Genomic DNA, 19122 nt, shown 5'->3' with positions numbered 1-19122 from the left:
ATTTTTCATCATTAACAAATCAGCTAAAACTTGATACGGCAAAATCTTAGTCAAAATCGAAAGCTTGAGAACGGCTGTAAACTACTAGTCCGCCAACCCAAAAATCCGCTTGTGAGGTCTGGGGAAAGGGGAAAGGATTTAAAAGCTTTCCTCCTTACCCTTTACCCCACCAAGTTCACTTGGCAGACTACTACTCTAGACCTCTTGGCAAAAGTGCTTTTTGCACTCTTGGAGAAAAGGGTAAAGGTTGAAGGGGGAAAAGGACGATACAGAACTTTTTCCCCTTCCCCTTTTCCCGACTTATGCAAGAAGTCTTCTAAGTTTACAAATAGACAATTTTATGATCTGATTGTGACAATATACCATAGCCCGACCGTTGCTACCGTAGTTTTTTATGAATCAGACTTTATCACGATAAATTTTCTAATGTCGTGATTCGATATACTTAAATTCCATTTTCATATTCCATTTTGGAATACAGCCCAATTTTGCTGGGTGTTGAATTATGATTTGATATTTGCTGGCTATTAACCTGATTTAGTCAGAGCAACCAGAAATCAGGACTCGATAAAGTATCGATACTATTCCATATCGTGATAAGTAAATGCTTATCATGTATCATCTGCAACTATACACAGCAGAAATAAATATGGTAGTGTGAACTATTAAACCACGGCAAACCTATATAAATACCGTAGTTAATTCAATCTCTCGTAAAAAAAGTTATAGGAGAAGATTTATGCCACTTCAGTTTGGAATTTGGTCGCCCGTCTGTGGTGGATGGTTGCGAGTTGCCAACCATGAGGCTAATTTATCCACTCAAGATTTGGTAAAACTGGCAGTTCAGGCAGACGAGTTAGGTTATCACTTCTATTACATTCCTGAACATTACTTGAATGCAGTTCATGGGCCTAACTATAATGTCGCTGACGCATGGATTACAGCAGCTTTAGCAAGTTTGAACACTAAAAATATCAAGATTGTTGCGGCTGTACAGCCTGGTTTTAAACTGCCTGCTGTGGTTGCCAAGCTGAGTGCAAACATTCAAAATCAGCTTAGTAACGGCAGATTTGCTCTCAGTGGTATTGCAGGTTGGTGGAAGTTAGAAGTAGAAAGCTATGGAGATATCTGGCTACCTCACAGCGATCGCTACGCACGATTAGAAGAGTACATTGATGTAATCAAGGGGCTATGGACAGTCGAAGGCTTTAATTACGTTGGCAAATACTACACTATTAAGGGTGGTATTCTCGCGGATAAGCCTATACCAACACCACCCATTTTCATTGCTGGTGAATCAGATCGTGCAATTAATCTAGCGGCTCGTCTGGGAGATTATTTATTTATTAATGCTGATGCTCCTGAAAAAACGGCAGCATTAGTGCAGAAAGTAAAACGATTGGCTAGCGATCGCTACGGTCGTCAGATTAAAGTAGCAATGAGTGCTTTTGCGATCGTTCATGAACATACCGCCAAAGCCGAAGCTAGATTAGAAGCGATTTATCGTTCTGCGGATCAGCAACAAATCAAATACTTTCAAGAGCAAATCGATCCTAACGTAGTTGCCCACAACAAACTAGATATCAGTCAAACCATTGAAGCCAATCTCGGTTTATCTGCTCAACTGGTTGGCGATCGCTATACTATTATTCAACGTCTGAAAGAATACGAAGCCGTTGGCGTTAACTTAATCGTACTCAAATTTGAATCTATGTTAGAAGACACTATTCGCTTCAACCAACTAGTGATTTCCGAATATACACAGCAAAATAGCTTAATTTCGTTGTAATTAAAAATCTTGCCCTACTCAGCATGAATAAGATTAAACTCGAAGATATTACCCTAAATCACCTCAAAATATTAAAAGCAGTAGATGACTGTGGTAGCTTCTCCAAAGCAGCACAAAAACTAGGGTATAGTCAAGCCTTAATTAGTAAAAAAGTAAAGCAAACAGAGGATTATTTCGGAGTAATTTTGCTAAATCGCTCTCCTGGCTCTATATGCTTGACTAATAAAGGCAAGAAATTGATTTCCCAGACACTTAATGTCGTAGAAACTGTAGAAAATCTGCGAGAAGAATTTCATGCAACATTTAGCGCTGAGGGCGAAGATTTGATATTGGGGGCTACAAGTTTAATTCTAGAAGTCTGGCTCAAACAATATTTGCAGCGATTCCAGCTTTGTTTTCCAGGTAGAAATATTAAAGAGATTGTGGTGCAAAATAGCAGTTTTTCTTCAACGTCTCAACTCTTAGATATGGATCTCTTACTCAACAGTTTCCCTGGCTATAAGGACGAACACCACTGCACTAGATTAACAACTCATAAAATGCTGTTGTTCTCATTTGGGACATATAAATATTTTAATGAGCATAGTTTGATTAAAATAAATGATATTGATTTGGCTGATATTGTACTTTTACATGAAATCCATCAAGAACTATCTAAAAATGTATTTTTGATGAATAAATTAAGTGGTATCAAGATACTAGACAGTTATCAAGATGTACTCAAATATGCTTCAGAGAATCAAAGGTTAACTATTTTACCTGACTTTTGTCAAGCTGATATAATATCTCAAAATCAAGTAGTAACCCTGACTATACAAGATGTTAATGAATATGGTATTTATATTCATGTTCCCCGCTTTAGTGAGTTGTTAATATCCGCAGAGGGTTTGGTCAGAAGTTTTAGACTTGAACAAAATAACTTGGCAAGTTTGCCTAACGTAAATTTAATTTTAGGTAACTATTCTTCCAAAGAGGACAATGTTCTGAGGATAGGTATTCAGAGTGATTCCATAGGACAATTTATTGCTGGTTATGGAACTAAATATATTTTTGATTTACAAAGATCATCTTCATCACTTGAACAGCCTATTTTCAAAAATATTGGAATTAATCGAAATTTTGAGTTAAAAGTTCTGCCATTTTCTTCTGGAGAAGAAATGAACCGACAGATGAAAAGGGAAGAACTAGATATTTGTATTTTAGATGATATTTCTCTCTTGAATAATGGTAGTCAATTTTTCAATGATTTAACTTTCGGTTCTAAACTAATTGGGATTGCTTCGTATAATATTTTGGGTCAGGATGTTAACATTGTTCTCCATAAAGATTCTGCTATAAACACTGTCCAGGAGCTTAAAGAGAAACGGATTTCTACTTTATTTGGTTCAAATGCTCATAGGTTCATCATTACTCTTTTTGATCTCTATAATATGGATGTCAGTAAAGATTGCAGATTAGTGAATGAAGATCCTCGGAGAGCTAGCAGGAGTCTGGCTAACAAAACTATAGATGCCTACGTTTGTTGTCACACTTTTGCATCAATTTTAGAGACTTATGCTTTTGTGAGAAAGCTCCCTCCATCTGAAACAGATAGTTTAAGGATTCCATCAATTAGAGGAATTGTTTGTCGTTCGCAGTTCATTAAAGAAAATCCCAAAATTGTTGTTGCTTATTTACATGATTTACTAGTTGCTAACTATTGGTTTAATTCATCTCCAATTAAGGCGACAGACTTATTAACTAAAGTGATTGATGTGAGAAAATCTCAAGTCAATCAGTTCTTTAATCCTGTATTTGGTAATCGCATCGACCCGACCCTCAAACCGCAATGGTCTTGGTTGTTGAAAACTTTAAATCGCAGGTTGGAAGGAAAATATGGTATTTCACTGTTTGATGTAGATTTCTGGATAGATGATTATTTATTGAGATTAGTCTATAATTTGCTCAATTTAGATTATCATTTTCATCAAGTTTCTTTTGCAAGTGAATTTTCTAGCAGTTATTTTATAGAGGAACAGTTTAGCCGACACATGAAAGTTCTTTATGATAATTATGATTTACCACTATAAGATGAAGATATCAGTCATACGTCAATATCCAGCATCAGTCAGTAGGCAGTATTAAAAATTTAAAAAGAGTTTTCAATTTCTACACAATGTTATCCCTAATACTGTGGTTTGAGTATAGTGTCAGATTTTTGGGAAATTATCTTTTAGCTTTTCTAATGGTTGACGTTTTGAAACTACTCAAAGTCTGCGACACTAAATCGTGTAAATCACGCATGGGCGAGGCGATTTCGCTCCAGTTCCACAGCAATCTTCCGTAGCCGTTCCCTTTCAATCAATTGTCCGCGTAGCTTCACCGCTCGATTCAGTTTTTCCCTTTTTACAGGTCGCATATTTGACAAAAGCAACAATCGCCTCATGCAGCCATTTTTCAGGATTTGGCACAGACACGGCGGAACTTTCACCCTCATCAACTGCTTTGACTTCTCCACCCGAAACTGAATTTTCAACCAACAACGAAGTGGGATTACCCTGTTCTACCTGCTCCTGAGTTTGATTAGCGATCGCTGCATTCGCCAACGACTGAACCAACCGCGCACGATGGAACTCCTGCTGCAAAAAAGACAGAACACTCAGTACGCCTAATTCAGACCAATCCCCCAAATCCTCGTTGTGCAGAGATATAAAATAGGTGTCCAAAAGCACAAACTTCAAAGACGGCTAAAAAATCGATGTTGCTAGATTTGCATGATGTCTGATGATACCATGCTAGAAGGAGCGGTGGAAGCCGCATTCTTTCTTCAAGAGAGCAGCTAAATTTCTTTACCCTAACTTAGAGCGATTGTCCAAGGTTTTTCAGATTATGGAAAACCATAAGCAGAAATCCAAATGAACTACGACATTAAAGATAAAACCATTTTGGTTACGGGCGCAAATCGCGGCATCGGTAAGGCGATAGTTGAGTCGTTTATTGAACACGGAGCTACCAAAGTCTATGCGGCTGTTCGTCAGATCAACAGTGTCTCCTCGTTGGTTGAACAATACGGTGATCGGGTAGTACCAATTCAGGTTGATTTAGGTGATCCCCAATCTATTGTTGCTGCTGCTCAAGCTGCCCCAGATGTACAAATAGTTGTCAATAATGCAGGAGTTTTTCAAGCTGGAACTCCCTTCGCTGAGAATGCGATCGCCGCTCTCGAATTTCAGATGAACATCAATGTATATGGATTGATCTACATGGCTCAGGCGTTTGCCCCGGTACTCAAAGCCAATGGAGGTAGTGTATTTGCCCAAATCAATTCTGTTGCTTCGCTCAAGGGTTTCCCCGACTCTGCCACTTATTGTGCCTCAAAAGCTGCGGCCTATTCAATTACCCAGACATTACGAGAACTATTGAGCCAGCAGGACACGCTTGTGCTAAGTGTTCACCCTGGCCCGATTGCCACGGATATGGGCGATGCGGCAGGAATAGGTGAAGTTTCACAGCCACCTGCACTTGTGGCAGAGGGGATAATAAAAGCTATCAAAGCTGGAGATTTTCACGTCTTTCCTGACCCGATAGCTAAACAAATGGGCGATGCTTATAAGAGCTTTGCCCAAAATGTTGTTGAAGTGTCATCAAGTTAACTACATTGCAGGGGAACGCTCTAGACAAGGAAATTTGGGTATTAAATAGCAAGCCCAAACTCTTCCCAATTGATGAACAAACCAATCACAGTATCATGCATCAAATCCATTTAAAATAGGAAATCACTTGTACAGAAACTCTCCCCCGCTCCCCTGCACCTCATCAAGCTTGTAAGAAATGCGGGTTATCACTCCAACATGCAACCAAATGATTTTACTATTGCTGGGATGAAGCTTGATAACAATAAAAGTTAACTTTTTTCTTGAAGAATCGTAAATGTACAATTTTACTGTTGTGCATCACCTAATTATATGGACATGATTAAATACGTTCTGACTGAAAACCAAATGCCAAATGCTTGGTACAACATCCAAGCTGACTTACCACAAGCCTTACCACCAGTTTTAAATCCTGCTACTGGTAAGCCAATTACACCAGATGAATTATTACCTTTGTTTCCATTGGCACTGATTGAGCAAGAAGTTAGCCAACAAAGATGGATTGAAATACCAGATGCAGTCCGCTCTATTTATTGCCAGTGGCGACCAACTCCTCTTTATCGTGCCCGTCGTTTAGAACAAGCTTTAGATACGCCTGCCAAAATTTACTACAAATATGAGGGTGTTAGTCCCTCTGGAAGCCACAAACCCAATACTGCGGTCGCCCAAGCATACTACAATAAACAAGCTGGAGTCAAAAAGCTAACTACTGAAACGGGAGCCGGACAGTGGGGATCATCTCTAGCTTTTGCCGGTGCGCTATTCGGTTTAGAAGTCTTAGTTTATATGGTAAAGGTTAGCTACCAGCAAAAGCCTTACCGCCGAGCTTTAATGGAAACCTACGGTGCGAGGGTCGTTGCTAGCCCAAGTATTCAAACCCAAGCCGGACGTAAAATTCTTGCACAACATCCCAATAGTAATGGCAGTTTAGGGATTGCTATTAGTGAAGCTGTAGAAGTAGCTGCTGCTGATGAACAAACTAAGTATACTTTAGGTAGTGTTCTCAATCATGTACTGCTACATCAAACCGTGATTGGTCAAGAAGCATTGACTCAATTAGAAATGGCAAGAGATTATCCTGATATTGTTATTGGCTGCACTGGTGGCGGTAGCAACTTTGCTGGAATTGCCTTCCCATTTATCGGTGCTAAACTGCGAGGAGAACGAGATATACAAGTAATAGCTGTCGAACCTGCTGCTTGTCCCTCATTGACTCGTGGAAAATATGCTTACGATTTTGGTGATACTGCCCACTTAACCCCACTTACCAAAATGCATACTTTAGGTAGTAGTTTTGTTCCTGAAGGAATTCATGCTGGAGGCTTGCGCTATCACGGTATGGCTCCCCTTGTTAGCCATATTGTGAATTTGGGACTAGTTGAATCGCGTGCTGAATCCCAACTCGCTTGCTTTGCTGCTGGATTAACTTTTGCCCGTGCAGAAGGGATTTTACCAGCACCAGAAGCTAATCATGCTGTCAAAGCAACAATTGACGAGGCTCTGCTCTGCAAAGAAGAAGATGTTACTAAAACTATACTGTTTAATCTTTGCGGTCATGGACATTTTGATATGCAAGCTTATATCGATTATCAAGCTGGACGGCTTGTTGATACTGAATATAGTGTAGAAGAAGTGGCAATGGCCCTAGCAGGATTACCTGTAGTTGATTAGTGACCCAACAATTCCCTATTCGCAGTGACGCTCGAAACAACCATACAGTTGAACCAACAAGCGATCGCTTGGAACAGACAGTAAACTGATACTATGCAAAAACTTCCAGAGTGCGATTGCTGTCTCTTATACTCACATAATCCTTATCTTGTCTGTACCGTCCACCCTAATGGATCAGTTGCTGACAGATGCTTGGACTTTCGAGAAGATCCCAACGCCGAACCAGTAGAACTATGGGAACTAGAAGGAGCCACTTATTACAATGGGGAGTTAATTGTGCAACCACAACAGAGCTGGACACAACAGCAAAAACTCGAAAAGTTCTGCCATCGCTGCACCATACAATAGTCGATTAGAACGCACACGCATTAATTTAACGTGATAACAATAAATCAGAAACTAGATACATTAGGGAAATAATTTATGGTAAAAAAAGAGCGATAACTTATTGGGAAATAACTACCGACACAAAAACCATGCCGGAGAATTCTACTTCTTTCGTAATGACAAACCTTCAAGGGAATCTGAAGAAGACTTTAGGAGATTTGTATGGATTAAGAACTTGGGTAGAATATGGTTTTCGACAATGTAAGCAGGAACTTGGCTGGACTGATTACCGTTTTACCAATTCTCAACATATTGAGAGGTGGTGAGCCAGCGCGGTCTTGGGGGTTTCCCCCATGAGCGACTGGCGAACCCGAAGGGTGGGAGATTATTTTTTGTGTATATACAACAATGATTAGTTTAAATTCTCCGGCATTTTTAGGCTTAAATAAAGCTAATCAAATTAAGACTGAGGAGCAAGAAACTAGTCATGTTGATTTTTCTACTCATCAACAATGGAATCATGAATCTGGATGGAAGAATGTTTTAAATAATCTGCGTCTAATTGTCCAACCACTCTTACTATTTTGGTTGATTTATCCCTGGTTAGATATTTTGCCTAATTCACAGTTATTACTCGGATTCAATCATTTAATTGCTGCCATGAATCAATTTAAACCCTGTTATGTTTCTAGATGATTTCACTTATTTACTACTTACTTATCCCGGAAAGTGACAGAAGAGGGATAAATTCGCTTTGGCTAATTAATTCTTATTAATAATTAGAATGTGTTGATTGTGAGTAATGGTAGAAATAAAGGAGACCGATCCACAGATGTTTGCTCAATTGGTAGCGGAGACTCCCGATTGGGTGCAGTAGATGGATGGAGTGAATCGGTCAAAGCTTGAAACCAAGATAACTGTTAACTAGGAGAGTTGCGCGATCTGTTAATACGGGTGCCTAAATTCTACTTGATGACAAAGTTAGACGGGTCTTGATCTCGTCGATGCTGAGTGGGAATGGGGGCTGGTTGCCCATCACCCGCAAGGGCTGCGGTTTTTTCCAGGGATTCCCTCAATCGCTTGGCTGCGTAGATAGACATATCTCGTGGTACATTAATGCGATCGCGTAAATATCGGAGAGCGACATCAGATCCCGATGGAGGTATACAGTCTTCACCAGTCATCATGTGTGTTAAAGCACAACGTAGGGCTTGATCAAACAACTTATCATCTAAAGGGTTGACTCGGATAATATTAATGCGGTGGTCGATAGTTCGTTGAAGAGCTTCCATACGGGAGTTTTCGGGTTCTGGATAAGTCACATCTGGTAGCCCGAACCAGGGGCCGTTATCCACCCGCGCTTTATTAAGAAGCATCTGGGATTCGCCGTTTTCCCAACAGCCCCCCATCTGGGGCGGTAAATCATGTACGTGGGTGTGAAAGTCGCTCTGGGTTCCGCAGTAGGTAGGTCGGCTTTCCATTGCCGCAAACCATGCACTCAAGCGAGAGTTTTCCGAACGCAGTGAGTAGCCCTTGTAGTAGTAAAGGCTCGCATTCATCCGTTCGAGATATGGCGTAAAAATGACATCGACGATGCCGAAGCTATCTAAAAAATAAGGGCTTGGGGTGCGACCTAGAGCTGACTCTACCCTAGCCACTACTGCGATAAATTGTTCGCGGTTGCGTTGTTCTTGTTGAGAGGAACCGGCTTTAGAACACAGCCAAACACACCAGGCTCTAAATAAAAGTCGTTCTAATTGACGTAGTGGAAGCACCGTGGGATCTTCCATCCCTTGGCTTAATGGAGCAAAAACTTTTGACAAAGCGATCAAAATGTTATCGCTTTCCTTTATAATCCGTCCATCTAGCTCGATTGCAGGAAGCATTCCTGACGGTACCTTACGTTTATACCAACTTTCTTTCTCCCCGTAGCAGAACATTGTCACTTTTTCGATCCGGTAGGGGATCTGTTTTTCCTCTAGCCATAACCAAACTTTTTGACAGTAAGGACACCAGGCGTGGTTATCGCGGTATAGCGTTACCCGCACATCAGATTCTCGCTGACCAAACAACCGCAACCTGGCTCTAGCGTTGGTAAGACCATTAACGGTATCTATTTGATGATAGTCCGTGAGGGTTTCTAGTTCTTCCCAGCTTAAGGGTGCGGTAGTCATAGGGTGAGTTGCGTCGGGCAATACTGAGGACAATTCTATACTCTACAATATTTTCAGTTACACCAAGGCATAATTTTACCGATAGGTTCGCCCACTTGAAAAAGATATTGAACAAATAGCAATATTGAGCCAATTAAATTTGGTTAACTCGTAGAGACTGCACACGATTGGGTTGAGTGACAATTCTCACCGCTAATTGCAAGTATGTAAATTGTTATTAGTCGGGAACAAAAAGCTTTGGCAAAAGCAGCAGTGAACTTACTGCGCGAGGGTCTAGCTAAGAATTAGTGCAGACTTAGTAAACAGAGTGAATCAAGAAACTGTTAAAAGGATGCTAGAGACAACATCTTCGACTTTAGCAACTGAATCAACTGAATCAACTCAAAAAAAACAGAAGAATTAGAAAAAGAATATAACACGCCAAGAAATCGAGGAAAATTAATATTAGATGCGACTTGTGCGCCAGCAGACATCAGCTATCCAACAGATTTAGAGCTATTAAATCAAGCCAGAAAACAGACATAACGAATCATAGACCTTTTTTATGAACAGATAAAAAGTACATTGGAGAAAAAACCAAGGACTTATCGAGAAGTAGCGAGAAAAGACTACTTATAAGTCGCTAAAAAGCGTTGTGTATCCCAAAAAGATAGGAAAAAAGCGATTAAAAAGCAGCTTCAATATATCAAAAGAAGCTTATCTCATATTGACTAGCTAATCAGAGCGGGAGCAACTCTAGAAAAAATAAGCACTAAACAATATAAAAAGTTGCTGATAATTGTAGAAGCTTATCGTCAACAACTATAGTTGTATGAAAATAAAAAACAGAGTATTGATGACCGAATCGTTAGTTTAAACCAACCACATATCCGTCCTATTGTCCGTGGAAAAGCCGGGAAAGCCGTGAGATATGGGGCAAAACTATCAGCCAGTTATTTTGATGGATATGTATTTTTAGACCATATTAATTGGGATAATTTTAATGAATCGGGGGACTTAAAATCACGAGTATAAGTATTTGAAGAAGAATTCAGAAGTCATAATTCAACAGTCAGAATTAATCAGTCGGGGATTCAGATCCGCGACTGATTGAAGACCTCCAAATCTATGATTCTGAGGGGGTTTTAGACCCGTTGATTCATCTGCCAGTCGCACAGAATTCAGTATGAATTCTGGCTCCTGACTTCTGAATTCTGTTTGATAAAAATTATACTGGCTATTATCCAGAATCGGTTCATGTAGATAAAATTTATCGCACAAGAGAGAATAGAGCTTGGTGCAAAGAAAGAGGTATTATCATGAGTGGCCCTCCTTTGGGAAGACCACCAGCCAATGTTAGTAAAGAAAAAAAGAAACAAGATTTACAATCCGAGAGCATTCGTAATTGTATTGAGGGAAAATTCGGACAAGGTAAAAGAAGATTTAGTCTCAATCGAGTGATGACAAAACTGTCTCATACTTCTCAAACAGCAATTGCTATTACTTTTTTAGTAGCGTTTGTAGTTCGCTGTATGCCATTGTTTCTCCTCCATGACTATGCTACTAGTATCTTCATTGTGCTATCTGCGAGCGCCAACTGGCACACCGTCTCACTATTTATTCAGGAGGTCTAATGAAGCTTCAGCAACTAGCAATGGTCAGTGCAGTATTTGTTTTGGCATCTGTGCCAAAAATTGCGCTTGCAGATGAAGTGTGGGATAGCAGCTATGGCAGGGTGGTCTATCAAAGCGAACGTGGTAAAACTGCAATATGGACTTATCCAGGAGGAACTATCTTCATTGAAGGGCTAGCTGGAATAACGAGCAATCGTGGAATTTATCACGGCTATTGGGTTGGTAAATCCAATGTCAAATGTGACACGTCACGAGAAGATGCGTCAGGCAAATTGAGCAACACATGGGGACGATTTTCAATCCGCTTTCAGGTTCCGAATTTTCCCATGCCCTGGTTTGAACCACGATCAGGTGTAATTGGGCGACCGCAGCTAAGTTTTTATTGAGAATCTACCTTTGTAACTGAGAATTAAAGTCCGATCTAACTTTGGAGCATCGCTCCTTCTGCACCTGCCCCAGATAGCCATTTCAAAATTAAATAAACTTGTTTCAATTGACGTAGAAACGGCGAGCGCTGGGGCTTAGATCGGATGTACGCTGTGATACAGGGTATACAGTTGGGACAATGAAAATCAATTGGCACGGTTGAGCCAAAGTTCTCATTCATACCAGATACAGCTAATTTTCAGTCATGGCTTAGACAATAATGGGGGGGTGTGGACAGAGCATTAATTCCATACTGACTGAGCTTGTATCCTCGTTTTCGTGAAAGTTATGAAGGCTTAAGGGGAGCAGGGATATCAAGATAAGGTACGTGCAATAATTTTAAAAGTGTTCAAAAAAGATACCAACCCATCTGGAACAAGGGATGCAAACATTAGGGAAAGGAATCAAGTCCTCAGTGTCGAAGGTAATTGTGATCGGGGGTGGAATTGGCGGGTTAACTTTGGCCCGTGCCTGCCTAGACGCAAATATCGAAGTAGAGGTATACGAGAAGCGCCAATTGGATGCAATGCTTTCTGGAGCAGGAGGTATATTTATTCAAATAAATGCGATACGAGTTTGTCAACTTCTTTGGTTAGGAAAAATTTATCAACGTTTATATGCACAGGGAGGCAAAATTTTAAAGGGTGGTTTTTCTAGTAAAGATGGAACTCCACTGTACATTTAAGCCTGATTAGCACAAGTCTCGTTTTTCTCTCTTGTTTGTACCCATATTTGTCAATCTTAAAAATCTGTCATTAACCTCGCCTTGCGGAGTACAAATTGCAGTACAGTTTCTTCGCGGGTAATAATATCAACTCTGCCATCCATACCCAATTGAATTTGACATTTCTTTGTACTGCGACCTAATGCTAGTTTCTCTGGTTCAATTGTGACTTCGTAAAAAGCACCTACAGCAGTTGCTTTGGGGATAGAGTTCGTATCAGCATCTGCATCGTTTTTTTGCGACTTAACAGCATCCGGGGAAATTGCTTTGACAACGCCATTAAGAGTACCGTAATCAGGATAAGCACAAGCACTAACTCGCATTTGCACTTTTTGACCGACTTTTATCTTACCTTTTTCTCCAGAACCAACAGCTGCTTTAATAACTAAAGGTGCATCACTAGGAACAATTTGCACAACTTCCTCCCCTGCCCGGAGAGTTTGACCGGGGTTTCTCAAATTTAGCTTAGAAATAATCCCGTCTGCTGTAGCGGTAATAGTAGTTTGCTTCAGGTCAATTTCAGCTTGCTTGAATTCGCTAGTATCGCGCTCTAATTGTTTTTCCGTTTCAATTTTCTGTTTTATAAGTGCTTGAAGTTCCCTTTCTAAAGATGCTTTATTTACTTCTCCAGAGGCTTTTTCTTGAGCAATACGTTCAGTCGCCATTGCTACCTCTGCATTGCTTGGGTTGAGAGCTGCAATAGCGCGATCGCGTTTCGCAATAGCCCCATTAACAGCTTGTTTTAGCCGTTCATTTGTTTTTTCTTGGGCTTTATAAGTGGCTTTTTGTGCCTGTACAGCTTGTTGTTGCTGTTTGACAGCCAGTTGTACTTCTTCTAATTGATCGCGGGATAATGCCCCTTGTTTAGCAACACTTTCATATCGGTTCTGTTTTGATGTCGCTGCTCCTAAAGCCGCCTCTGTTGCGTGGAGATTAGCTAATGCTGATTGTAACTGTGCTTGCCCTGCATATAATTCTTCTTGAGCCATTTTGACATTGGCTGATGCTTCTTTAAGTTCAGTGATACTGGTAATTTTTTTGTCTTGATGATCGCGATCGCGTCCCTGCAATTCAGCTTTAGCAGAGGCGATAGTCCGATTGGTGCGATCGCTTTCGGCTCGAATTTGACTTTCGATTGCATTTATTTGAGGAACGGTTTGAATTAGTTGTAACCTAGCTTGTTGAATATTAGTTTGCAGCTGATTTTTTTTGGTTTGCAGTCGAGAGTCATCAAGAGTAGCAATTGTATCTCCTTTTTGCAACGTTTGATTTTCTTTAACATAAATCTGCATTACCTGTCCTTCTGTCGCCGCCTGCACAATTGGCAATTCACCCGCAGTCCGGACAACCGCTTGTCCACTCACCGTAACTTTATATTTAGCAACCGCAGCCACAGGAACAGCTAACGCCAAGGCAAACACGATAAATAGTCCGCCAAATGTAGTCCAACGACTAATTGGTGGAAGAAATTCGTTGTCTTGAACTAAGGGTAAAAAATTTGTTTGAGACTTACTAATCATAAGTTTTGAAGAAGAATACAGAATACAGAATTCGGAATTCAGAATCAAGACGCTCGATAGCGCAGCGTTAGCGGCCCAGAAGCGTCTAACTCGCTAATCCGCCAGTCGTACAAAATTCCCAAGCTGAATTCTGACTTCTGATTTCTGAATTCTGTTTGATAAACATTAACTAATTCCGAAAAATTAAAGAAGATTTTAATCCATTACCATTATTAGAAGAATAAATCTCATCAAGAAAGCTTAAATGCTCTCCAGGGATATGACGTAATTCTTCTGGAGTCCCTTGAATTTTTAAGCGCCCATCTTCAAGCAATACAATCCAATCAGCCCGTTTAATAACTTGAGGACGGTGGCTAATCATAATTGTGGTTTTACCTTGACGGTGATTAAGTAATCTATCTAAAACTTGAGTTTCACTTACTGGGTCAAGAGCGCCTGTAGATTCATCTAAAATTAATACAGGTGGGTCAATCACAATTGCTCTAGCTATAGCTAATCTCTGCCTTTGTCCGCCAGAAATATTTGCACCAAATTCGCCTAAAACAGTTTGATATTTATCAGGTAATTTGCTAATAAATTCATCTGCACCAGCAATTTGACAAGCAAGGACTATCTCCTCAAAACTCATGTTAGGATAACTAAAGTGAAAATTTTCTACAATTGAACGACTCCAAAAATGAGGTTCTTGGGGAACTAATACGACTTGCTGCCGCAAACATTCCAAAGATAAATCTTGCTGGTTATATATGCCATAACGAATATTACCAGATTGAACGTGATATAAACCAGTAATTAATTTGCCAAGGGAGCTTTTTCCACAGCCTGATTGACCGATTAAGGCTATTACTTTACCACCAGGAATAGTTAAAGAAAAATTTTCTAACAGGTCAGTTCTACCAGGATGGTGAAAGTTAATTTGAGAACAACTAATCTCTGCATTGCCAGGAATTTCTGCCCAAGGTTTTTTAAAGTCATTTTCATCTTCTGGGGTAGAATCGATCACTTCTGTCAAACGTTGAACGACAATTTGAGCAGTGATAAATTCATCAATTAGCCCGACTGCTGATTCTAAAAATTCAAGAAAGCTACTACTCATACCACTGTACGCCAGCAGTTGACCGATGGATAATGTTTGATTAATCACCAAGCTAGAACCTAACCAAAGTATGCTAATACTCGTCAATTTGGAAAGAATACTAGTGATTGTGCCGCTGTAAAGCTCTAACTTCATCGTAGTCCAGTCTAAGTTAGCAAGGCGACCAAAATTTGTCTGATATTCTTGCCAAGCTTGCTCTGTAGCTTGGGTGGTTTTCAGGACTTGAACACCGCGAAAGGTTTCGACTAAAAAGCCTTGATTTTCTGTACCTTTAACGATGAGGCTGCGGGTTTTCTGGCGCAAGGCGGGAAGAAAAAGCAGGTTGACTCCTGTGACGATCGCAAAAGCGGCAACGGAAGCCAGAGTCAGTTGCCAACTATAGAAAAGCATGAAACCCAAGGAAACCAGAGCCACAAAAAATTGACTGGGTAAACCAAGGACAATTTGAGAGACTAGATTATTGATGGTATGAACATCTGCAATCCGACTAACAACTTCCCCACTGCGACGTGCTTCAAAATATGATAGGGGTAAGCGCAACAGTTTTCGACCGTATTCTAGAATTAGCCCGTATTGCAACCGTTGACCAAAATGACCAATCAGGTGAGATTGTACCAAACCAATGGCACTTTCAATTAGGTTCATGGCAATGACACCAATTGCCACTGTTGTTAGCAGTTGGGTATCTCCCCGCACTAGCACATCATCGGTGAGGAGTTGCATCATTAAAGGAGCAGCCAAAGACAACAGCCCGATCGCAAAGTTGATGGCGATCGCCTGAACCAAAAGATTGCGATAGGGCATAACACGGGCAATAAAGCGCCCAAAACCGCCAATTTTATCTTCTGGTTGCTCATAGAAGCGGCTATCGTCTGGCATCAGCAGCAGCATCACACCATCACTCCAACCCGCGATTAACTCCTGGGAGGTGAGGTACATAATACCAACGGCAGGGTCAGATACAACATATTTTTTCCCCTTTTTCCCGTATAACACTACCCAGTGGTAACCTTTCCAGTGAATGATCGCTGGTAAGGGAATTTCATTTAATTTCTCAAACAGTTCTGGGGTAGCTTGAACTTGACGGGCATGAAATCCCAGGGTTTCTGCTCCCCGCCTTAAGCCTAATAGTGTAGTTCCTCGCGTTCCCGTACCCACTGCTTCTCGCGTGCGATTGAGGGCAAAGGTGCGTCCGTAGTGTTTGGCGATCGTGGCTAGGCTTGCTGCACCACAATCTTCTTCACTGTGTTGCAATATGCTGTGGTATTTCATTGTTTAAAAAATCAGTACCAGCCGCAGTTAACAAGGGCTGGACAAGTCCGTTTCCTACCTGATAACTGATAACTGTTAACACCGTTTACGTTTATTTGTACTATAGACCTCTTGGCATTTGTGCTTTTTGCACTCTTGGGGAAAAGGACGATACAGAACTTTTTCCTCTTTTTCCGACTTATGCAAGAAGTCTTATCTTGATATAAATGAAAAAGTAGGAGCAAAAACGACCTCGCCCCTACGAACTGCAAGAGAAAAATGTTACTCAGTTAAAAGCTGATGTGAGAGCATTCTTTTCTCTTTGAGATTTTGAAGGATTCGAGTACACGGTATGAAATAGACCAGAACTGATTATGCAGGTCTGGCAGACTCGATGTCGTTGTTAAAAGGCCCAGTGAAGTTACCTTTTGTACCTGCTTTCAGCCGTCTTGATTTACCTGAGAATTTCACACCAGTGTAGACAATCCAATCTCTTTTACCCGTCACCTCGTACCAAGATGCTTTATTTTTAAAGTTGTATAAATTGACTCGTGGTCTTCCGATATTATTTAGCCGCTTTCCTTTACCATCCTGCTTGTCGGAAAGGTCTAAGCTACCACCACTAATAGTAGCAGCGGCTTCATGGTCAAGGTCTTGCACAGCTTCGATGCTATAGAGGTCTTTGATTTGCTTGTTGTTCATATCAACTCCGTTGTTGTTGATGTTAGACATTGTTTTTCCCCTAAGTTTTAGATTGGGGTTTCAACTGAAGGTAAGTTTGTTTTCTTCCTTCTGATTGTTAATTAGTAGCAGTATTTTCGTTTATTCACAGCGGTGAATCAGAAGTTTTTAACTTTGTCTTCTGATCAATACCTTCGCCAATTTACGAGGGTGAGTTGATGACGCTTTCACTATTAACTCGCTATTCTCGCTCGGTTTGGCAAAAACAATAAGTTCTAAAAATTCCTTTAAGGTTTCCTACAAGGTTTTTTTTAACGTATTGACCGCAGTATAAGGGTTTGAGATGACAAACTACCTTTTAAGTGAAACGCTTATGTATGGGTAATTTTGCCAGTTTTGCCAAAATTTTTCTAGGCTCTTATTTTGGCAAAGGTATTGCTGATAACTGATAATTTTTAACACCGTTTACGTTTATTTGTGCTATCTTGATATGAATGAAAAAGTAGGAGCGAAAACGACCTCGCCCCTACGAACTGCAAGAGAAGAATGTTACTCAGCTAAAAGCTTATGTGAGAGCATTCTTTTTTCTTTGAGGTTTTGAAGGATTCGAGTACACGGTATGAAATAGACCGGAGCTGATTATGCGGGTTTGGCAGACTCGATGCTGTTGTTAAAAGGACTGAAGAAGTTACCTTTTGTACCTGCTTTCAGAGTCCTTGATGCACCCGTGAAATTCTTACCAGTGTAGACAATCCAATCTCTTTTACCCGTCACCTCGTACCAAGATGCTTTTTTGTCAAATTTGCCTAAACTGGGTCGTGCCTTTGCGATATTATCTAGCCGCTTTCCTTTACCACCCTTCAGGTCGGACAAGTCTAAGCTACCACCACTAATAGTGGCTGCGGCTTCATGGTCAAGGTCTTGCACAGCTTCGATGCTGTAGAGGTCTTTGATTTGCTTGTTGTTCATATCGACTCCGTTGTTGATGTTAGACATTGTTTTAGATTAGGGTTTGAACTGAAGGTAAGCTTGTTTTCTTACTTCTGATTGTTAATTGATAGCAGTGAGATCAGTTTATTCACGGCTAGGAATCAGAGGTTTTTTAGCTTTGCCTTCTGATTGTTAATTGGTATAGGACTTATGTCTGATTTCTGAACAGGATTTTAGATAAAATCCTGGTAAAATGGGCTTTTCAGCCTCAATATGTTTTCAAAAATCAAATCTGAGTCTTATACAACCTAATATATGGAGTTAGCTTGAAGCTGTCATCAATTCTGAGTCCATATTTTAAGTGATAAAAAGATTGGCGATGAGCGATCTAAAGTACTCAGATTCAACTGTACTTAAGTTCATATCTATTCCAACTTAAGTTGGAATAATGAGAGTGAAGAAGGCAGCTATGCTAAGGGCATAAGGTTTGCTCTTTACCAGGGTTAGCGTGTCTCAAACCCTCTTGACAGATGGATTCTAGCAGAGGGAAGAGTTTGGGTGAGCCGCCGCCAACACAGAAATCATGTACAGATCATTCGTAGCTGCTTGCCCTGATTTTTAGCCAATACCGCAGTGGAAAGATGATTAAGGCATTGAAGGCGATCGCAATGAGTGTGTTAAGCAATAAAATGCCCTCCAAGAAGAAAATTAGGAGGGCTACATGCTAAACGAAATAATTGCCATATATGCTATCACAGAGTATCTAATTAAGCTTTGTACTGAGGTTTGGAAGTAAGAATGAACAATGGTTTTGAATTTGACGCGTAGGCGCAGCCAGCCGAAGGCATCGCTGGCTAAAAACTTGTGTTTGCAACCTTAAATTTTGGCAAGAATTTAAGCATTATTACTTATTGACAAATAGTTAATGACCTTAACTTGTCACCAATGACATGCAGTCACTTATAAAAGGTTTTTACTTAAGCTATAAGCATTCATTTTTTCTTTTACTCTTCACAAGCTTTTATGTAAAATGTAATTTAAATCACAGAAAACTTTTTAAGTATTTGAAGACTGGCAACAACGGCATTGGTATGTTGGCGCTACCCGCCAACGCCACTTTGTTGCACGCGCAGGCATAGTCCATACTTCGACAAGCTCAGTGACCACCGTAGGTCTCGCATGAATTGATTGGTAACAACCAAACATCAGTCGATAAGCCGCAACTTGGGTTAAAAAAATTAACTTGATTTATTCCCGTGGATACATAAACAAGTTACTACCCAAAATG

Annotated in this window: 13 protein-coding genes and 3 pseudogenes; 10 read left to right on the top strand and 6 right to left on the bottom strand. The window is 40.4% G+C overall.

Features of this window, described 5'->3' with window-relative positions; genetic code table 11:
• Positions 1-739 precede the first annotated feature (739 nt).
• Positions 740-1789 carry an LLM class flavin-dependent oxidoreductase gene (locus RMZ43_RS29410; RefSeq protein WP_322651083.1) on the top strand — a complete coding sequence of 350 codons (1050 nt, stop codon included), beginning with the start codon at positions 740-742 and terminating at the stop codon, positions 1787-1789.
• A gap of 23 nt (positions 1790-1812) precedes the next feature.
• The gene (locus RMZ43_RS29405) at positions 1813-3858 is read left to right on the top strand and encodes a LysR family transcriptional regulator (protein ID WP_322652765.1); all 2046 of its coding nucleotides are present in this window, start codon (positions 1813-1815) and stop codon (positions 3856-3858) included.
• Positions 3859-4125: 267 nt separating this feature from the next.
• On the opposite strand, the gene RMZ43_RS29400 is transcribed toward RMZ43_RS29405, so the two are convergent.
• Positions 4126-4494 (bottom strand): hypothetical protein, encoded by a 369-nt coding sequence (locus tag RMZ43_RS29400; RefSeq protein ID WP_322651085.1) that lies wholly within the window; start codon positions 4492-4494, stop codon positions 4126-4128.
• Positions 4495-4683: 189 nt separating this feature from the next.
• On the opposite strand from RMZ43_RS29400, the gene RMZ43_RS29395 reads away from it, so the two are divergent.
• The 4 genes and pseudogenes from RMZ43_RS29395 to RMZ43_RS29380 all read left to right on the top strand — a co-directional run.
• Entirely contained in the window at positions 4684-5421 is a 738-nt protein-coding gene (locus RMZ43_RS29395; protein ID WP_322652764.1) for an SDR family oxidoreductase, read from the top strand.
• A 318-nt stretch (positions 5422-5739) separates the two neighbouring features.
• Positions 5740-7092 (top strand): TrpB-like pyridoxal phosphate-dependent enzyme, encoded by a 1353-nt coding sequence (locus RMZ43_RS29390; protein ID WP_322652763.1) that lies wholly within the window; start codon positions 5740-5742, stop codon positions 7090-7092.
• Positions 7093-7185: 93 nt separating this feature from the next.
• The gene (locus RMZ43_RS29385) at positions 7186-7440 is read left to right on the top strand and encodes a hypothetical protein (RefSeq protein ID WP_322652762.1); all 255 of its coding nucleotides are present in this window, start codon (positions 7186-7188) and stop codon (positions 7438-7440) included.
• Positions 7441-7475: 35 nt separating this feature from the next.
• A pseudogene (locus RMZ43_RS29380) lies at positions 7476-8115 on the top strand (IS701 family transposase); the annotation flags it as partial.
• 269 nt (positions 8116-8384) lie between these two features.
• Here RMZ43_RS29380 and RMZ43_RS29375 read toward each other — a convergent pair.
• Positions 8385-9593 carry a glutathione S-transferase family protein gene (locus tag RMZ43_RS29375; protein WP_322652761.1) on the bottom strand — a complete coding sequence of 403 codons (1209 nt, stop codon included), beginning with the start codon at positions 9591-9593 and terminating at the stop codon, positions 8385-8387.
• Between the two features lie 280 nt (positions 9594-9873).
• Between RMZ43_RS29375 and RMZ43_RS29370 the strand changes: the two are divergent.
• From RMZ43_RS29370 to RMZ43_RS29355, 4 genes and pseudogenes are all read left to right on the top strand, one after another.
• Positions 9874-10672: pseudogene (locus RMZ43_RS29370) on the top strand (IS5-like element ISAcma17 family transposase); the annotation flags it as partial.
• Positions 10673-10801: 129 nt separating this feature from the next.
• Positions 10802-11086 (top strand): annotated as a pseudogene (locus RMZ43_RS29365) (transposase); the annotation flags it as partial.
• A 119-nt stretch (positions 11087-11205) separates the two neighbouring features.
• A complete protein-coding gene (locus RMZ43_RS29360; protein WP_322651090.1) occupies positions 11206-11592 on the top strand; it encodes a hypothetical protein in 387 nt (128 codons plus the stop codon).
• 455 nt (positions 11593-12047) lie between these two features.
• Positions 12048-12317 carry an NAD(P)-binding protein gene (locus RMZ43_RS29355; RefSeq protein ID WP_322651091.1) on the top strand — a complete coding sequence of 90 codons (270 nt, stop codon included), beginning with the start codon at positions 12048-12050 and terminating at the stop codon, positions 12315-12317.
• Positions 12318-12373: 56 nt separating this feature from the next.
• Here RMZ43_RS29355 and RMZ43_RS29350 read toward each other — a convergent pair whose 3' ends face one another.
• The 4 genes from RMZ43_RS29350 to RMZ43_RS29335 all read right to left on the bottom strand — a co-directional run bounded on the left by RMZ43_RS29350 (position 12374) and on the right by RMZ43_RS29335 (position 17873).
• Positions 12374-13876 (bottom strand): HlyD family secretion protein, encoded by a 1503-nt coding sequence (locus RMZ43_RS29350; protein ID WP_322652760.1) that lies wholly within the window; start codon positions 13874-13876, stop codon positions 12374-12376.
• Positions 13877-14045: 169 nt separating this feature from the next.
• Positions 14046-16244, bottom strand: coding sequence for a peptidase domain-containing ABC transporter (locus RMZ43_RS29345; RefSeq protein WP_322652759.1), 2199 nt, complete (start codon positions 16242-16244; stop codon positions 14046-14048).
• 351 nt (positions 16245-16595) lie between these two features.
• A complete protein-coding gene (locus tag RMZ43_RS29340) occupies positions 16596-16955 on the bottom strand; it encodes a hypothetical protein (protein ID WP_322652758.1) in 360 nt (119 codons plus the stop codon).
• Positions 16956-17543: 588 nt separating this feature from the next.
• Positions 17544-17873, bottom strand: a complete 330-nt coding sequence (locus RMZ43_RS29335; RefSeq protein ID WP_322652757.1) for a hypothetical protein — start codon at positions 17871-17873, stop codon at positions 17544-17546.
• Between the last annotated feature and the right edge of the window lie 1249 nt (positions 17874-19122).

Source organism: Nostoc sp. CmiVER01 (assembly GCF_034531135.2).
Taxonomy (GTDB): domain Bacteria; phylum Cyanobacteriota; class Cyanobacteriia; order Cyanobacteriales; family Nostocaceae; genus Nostoc.
This window is presented reverse-complemented; position numbering and strand designations above follow the sequence as displayed.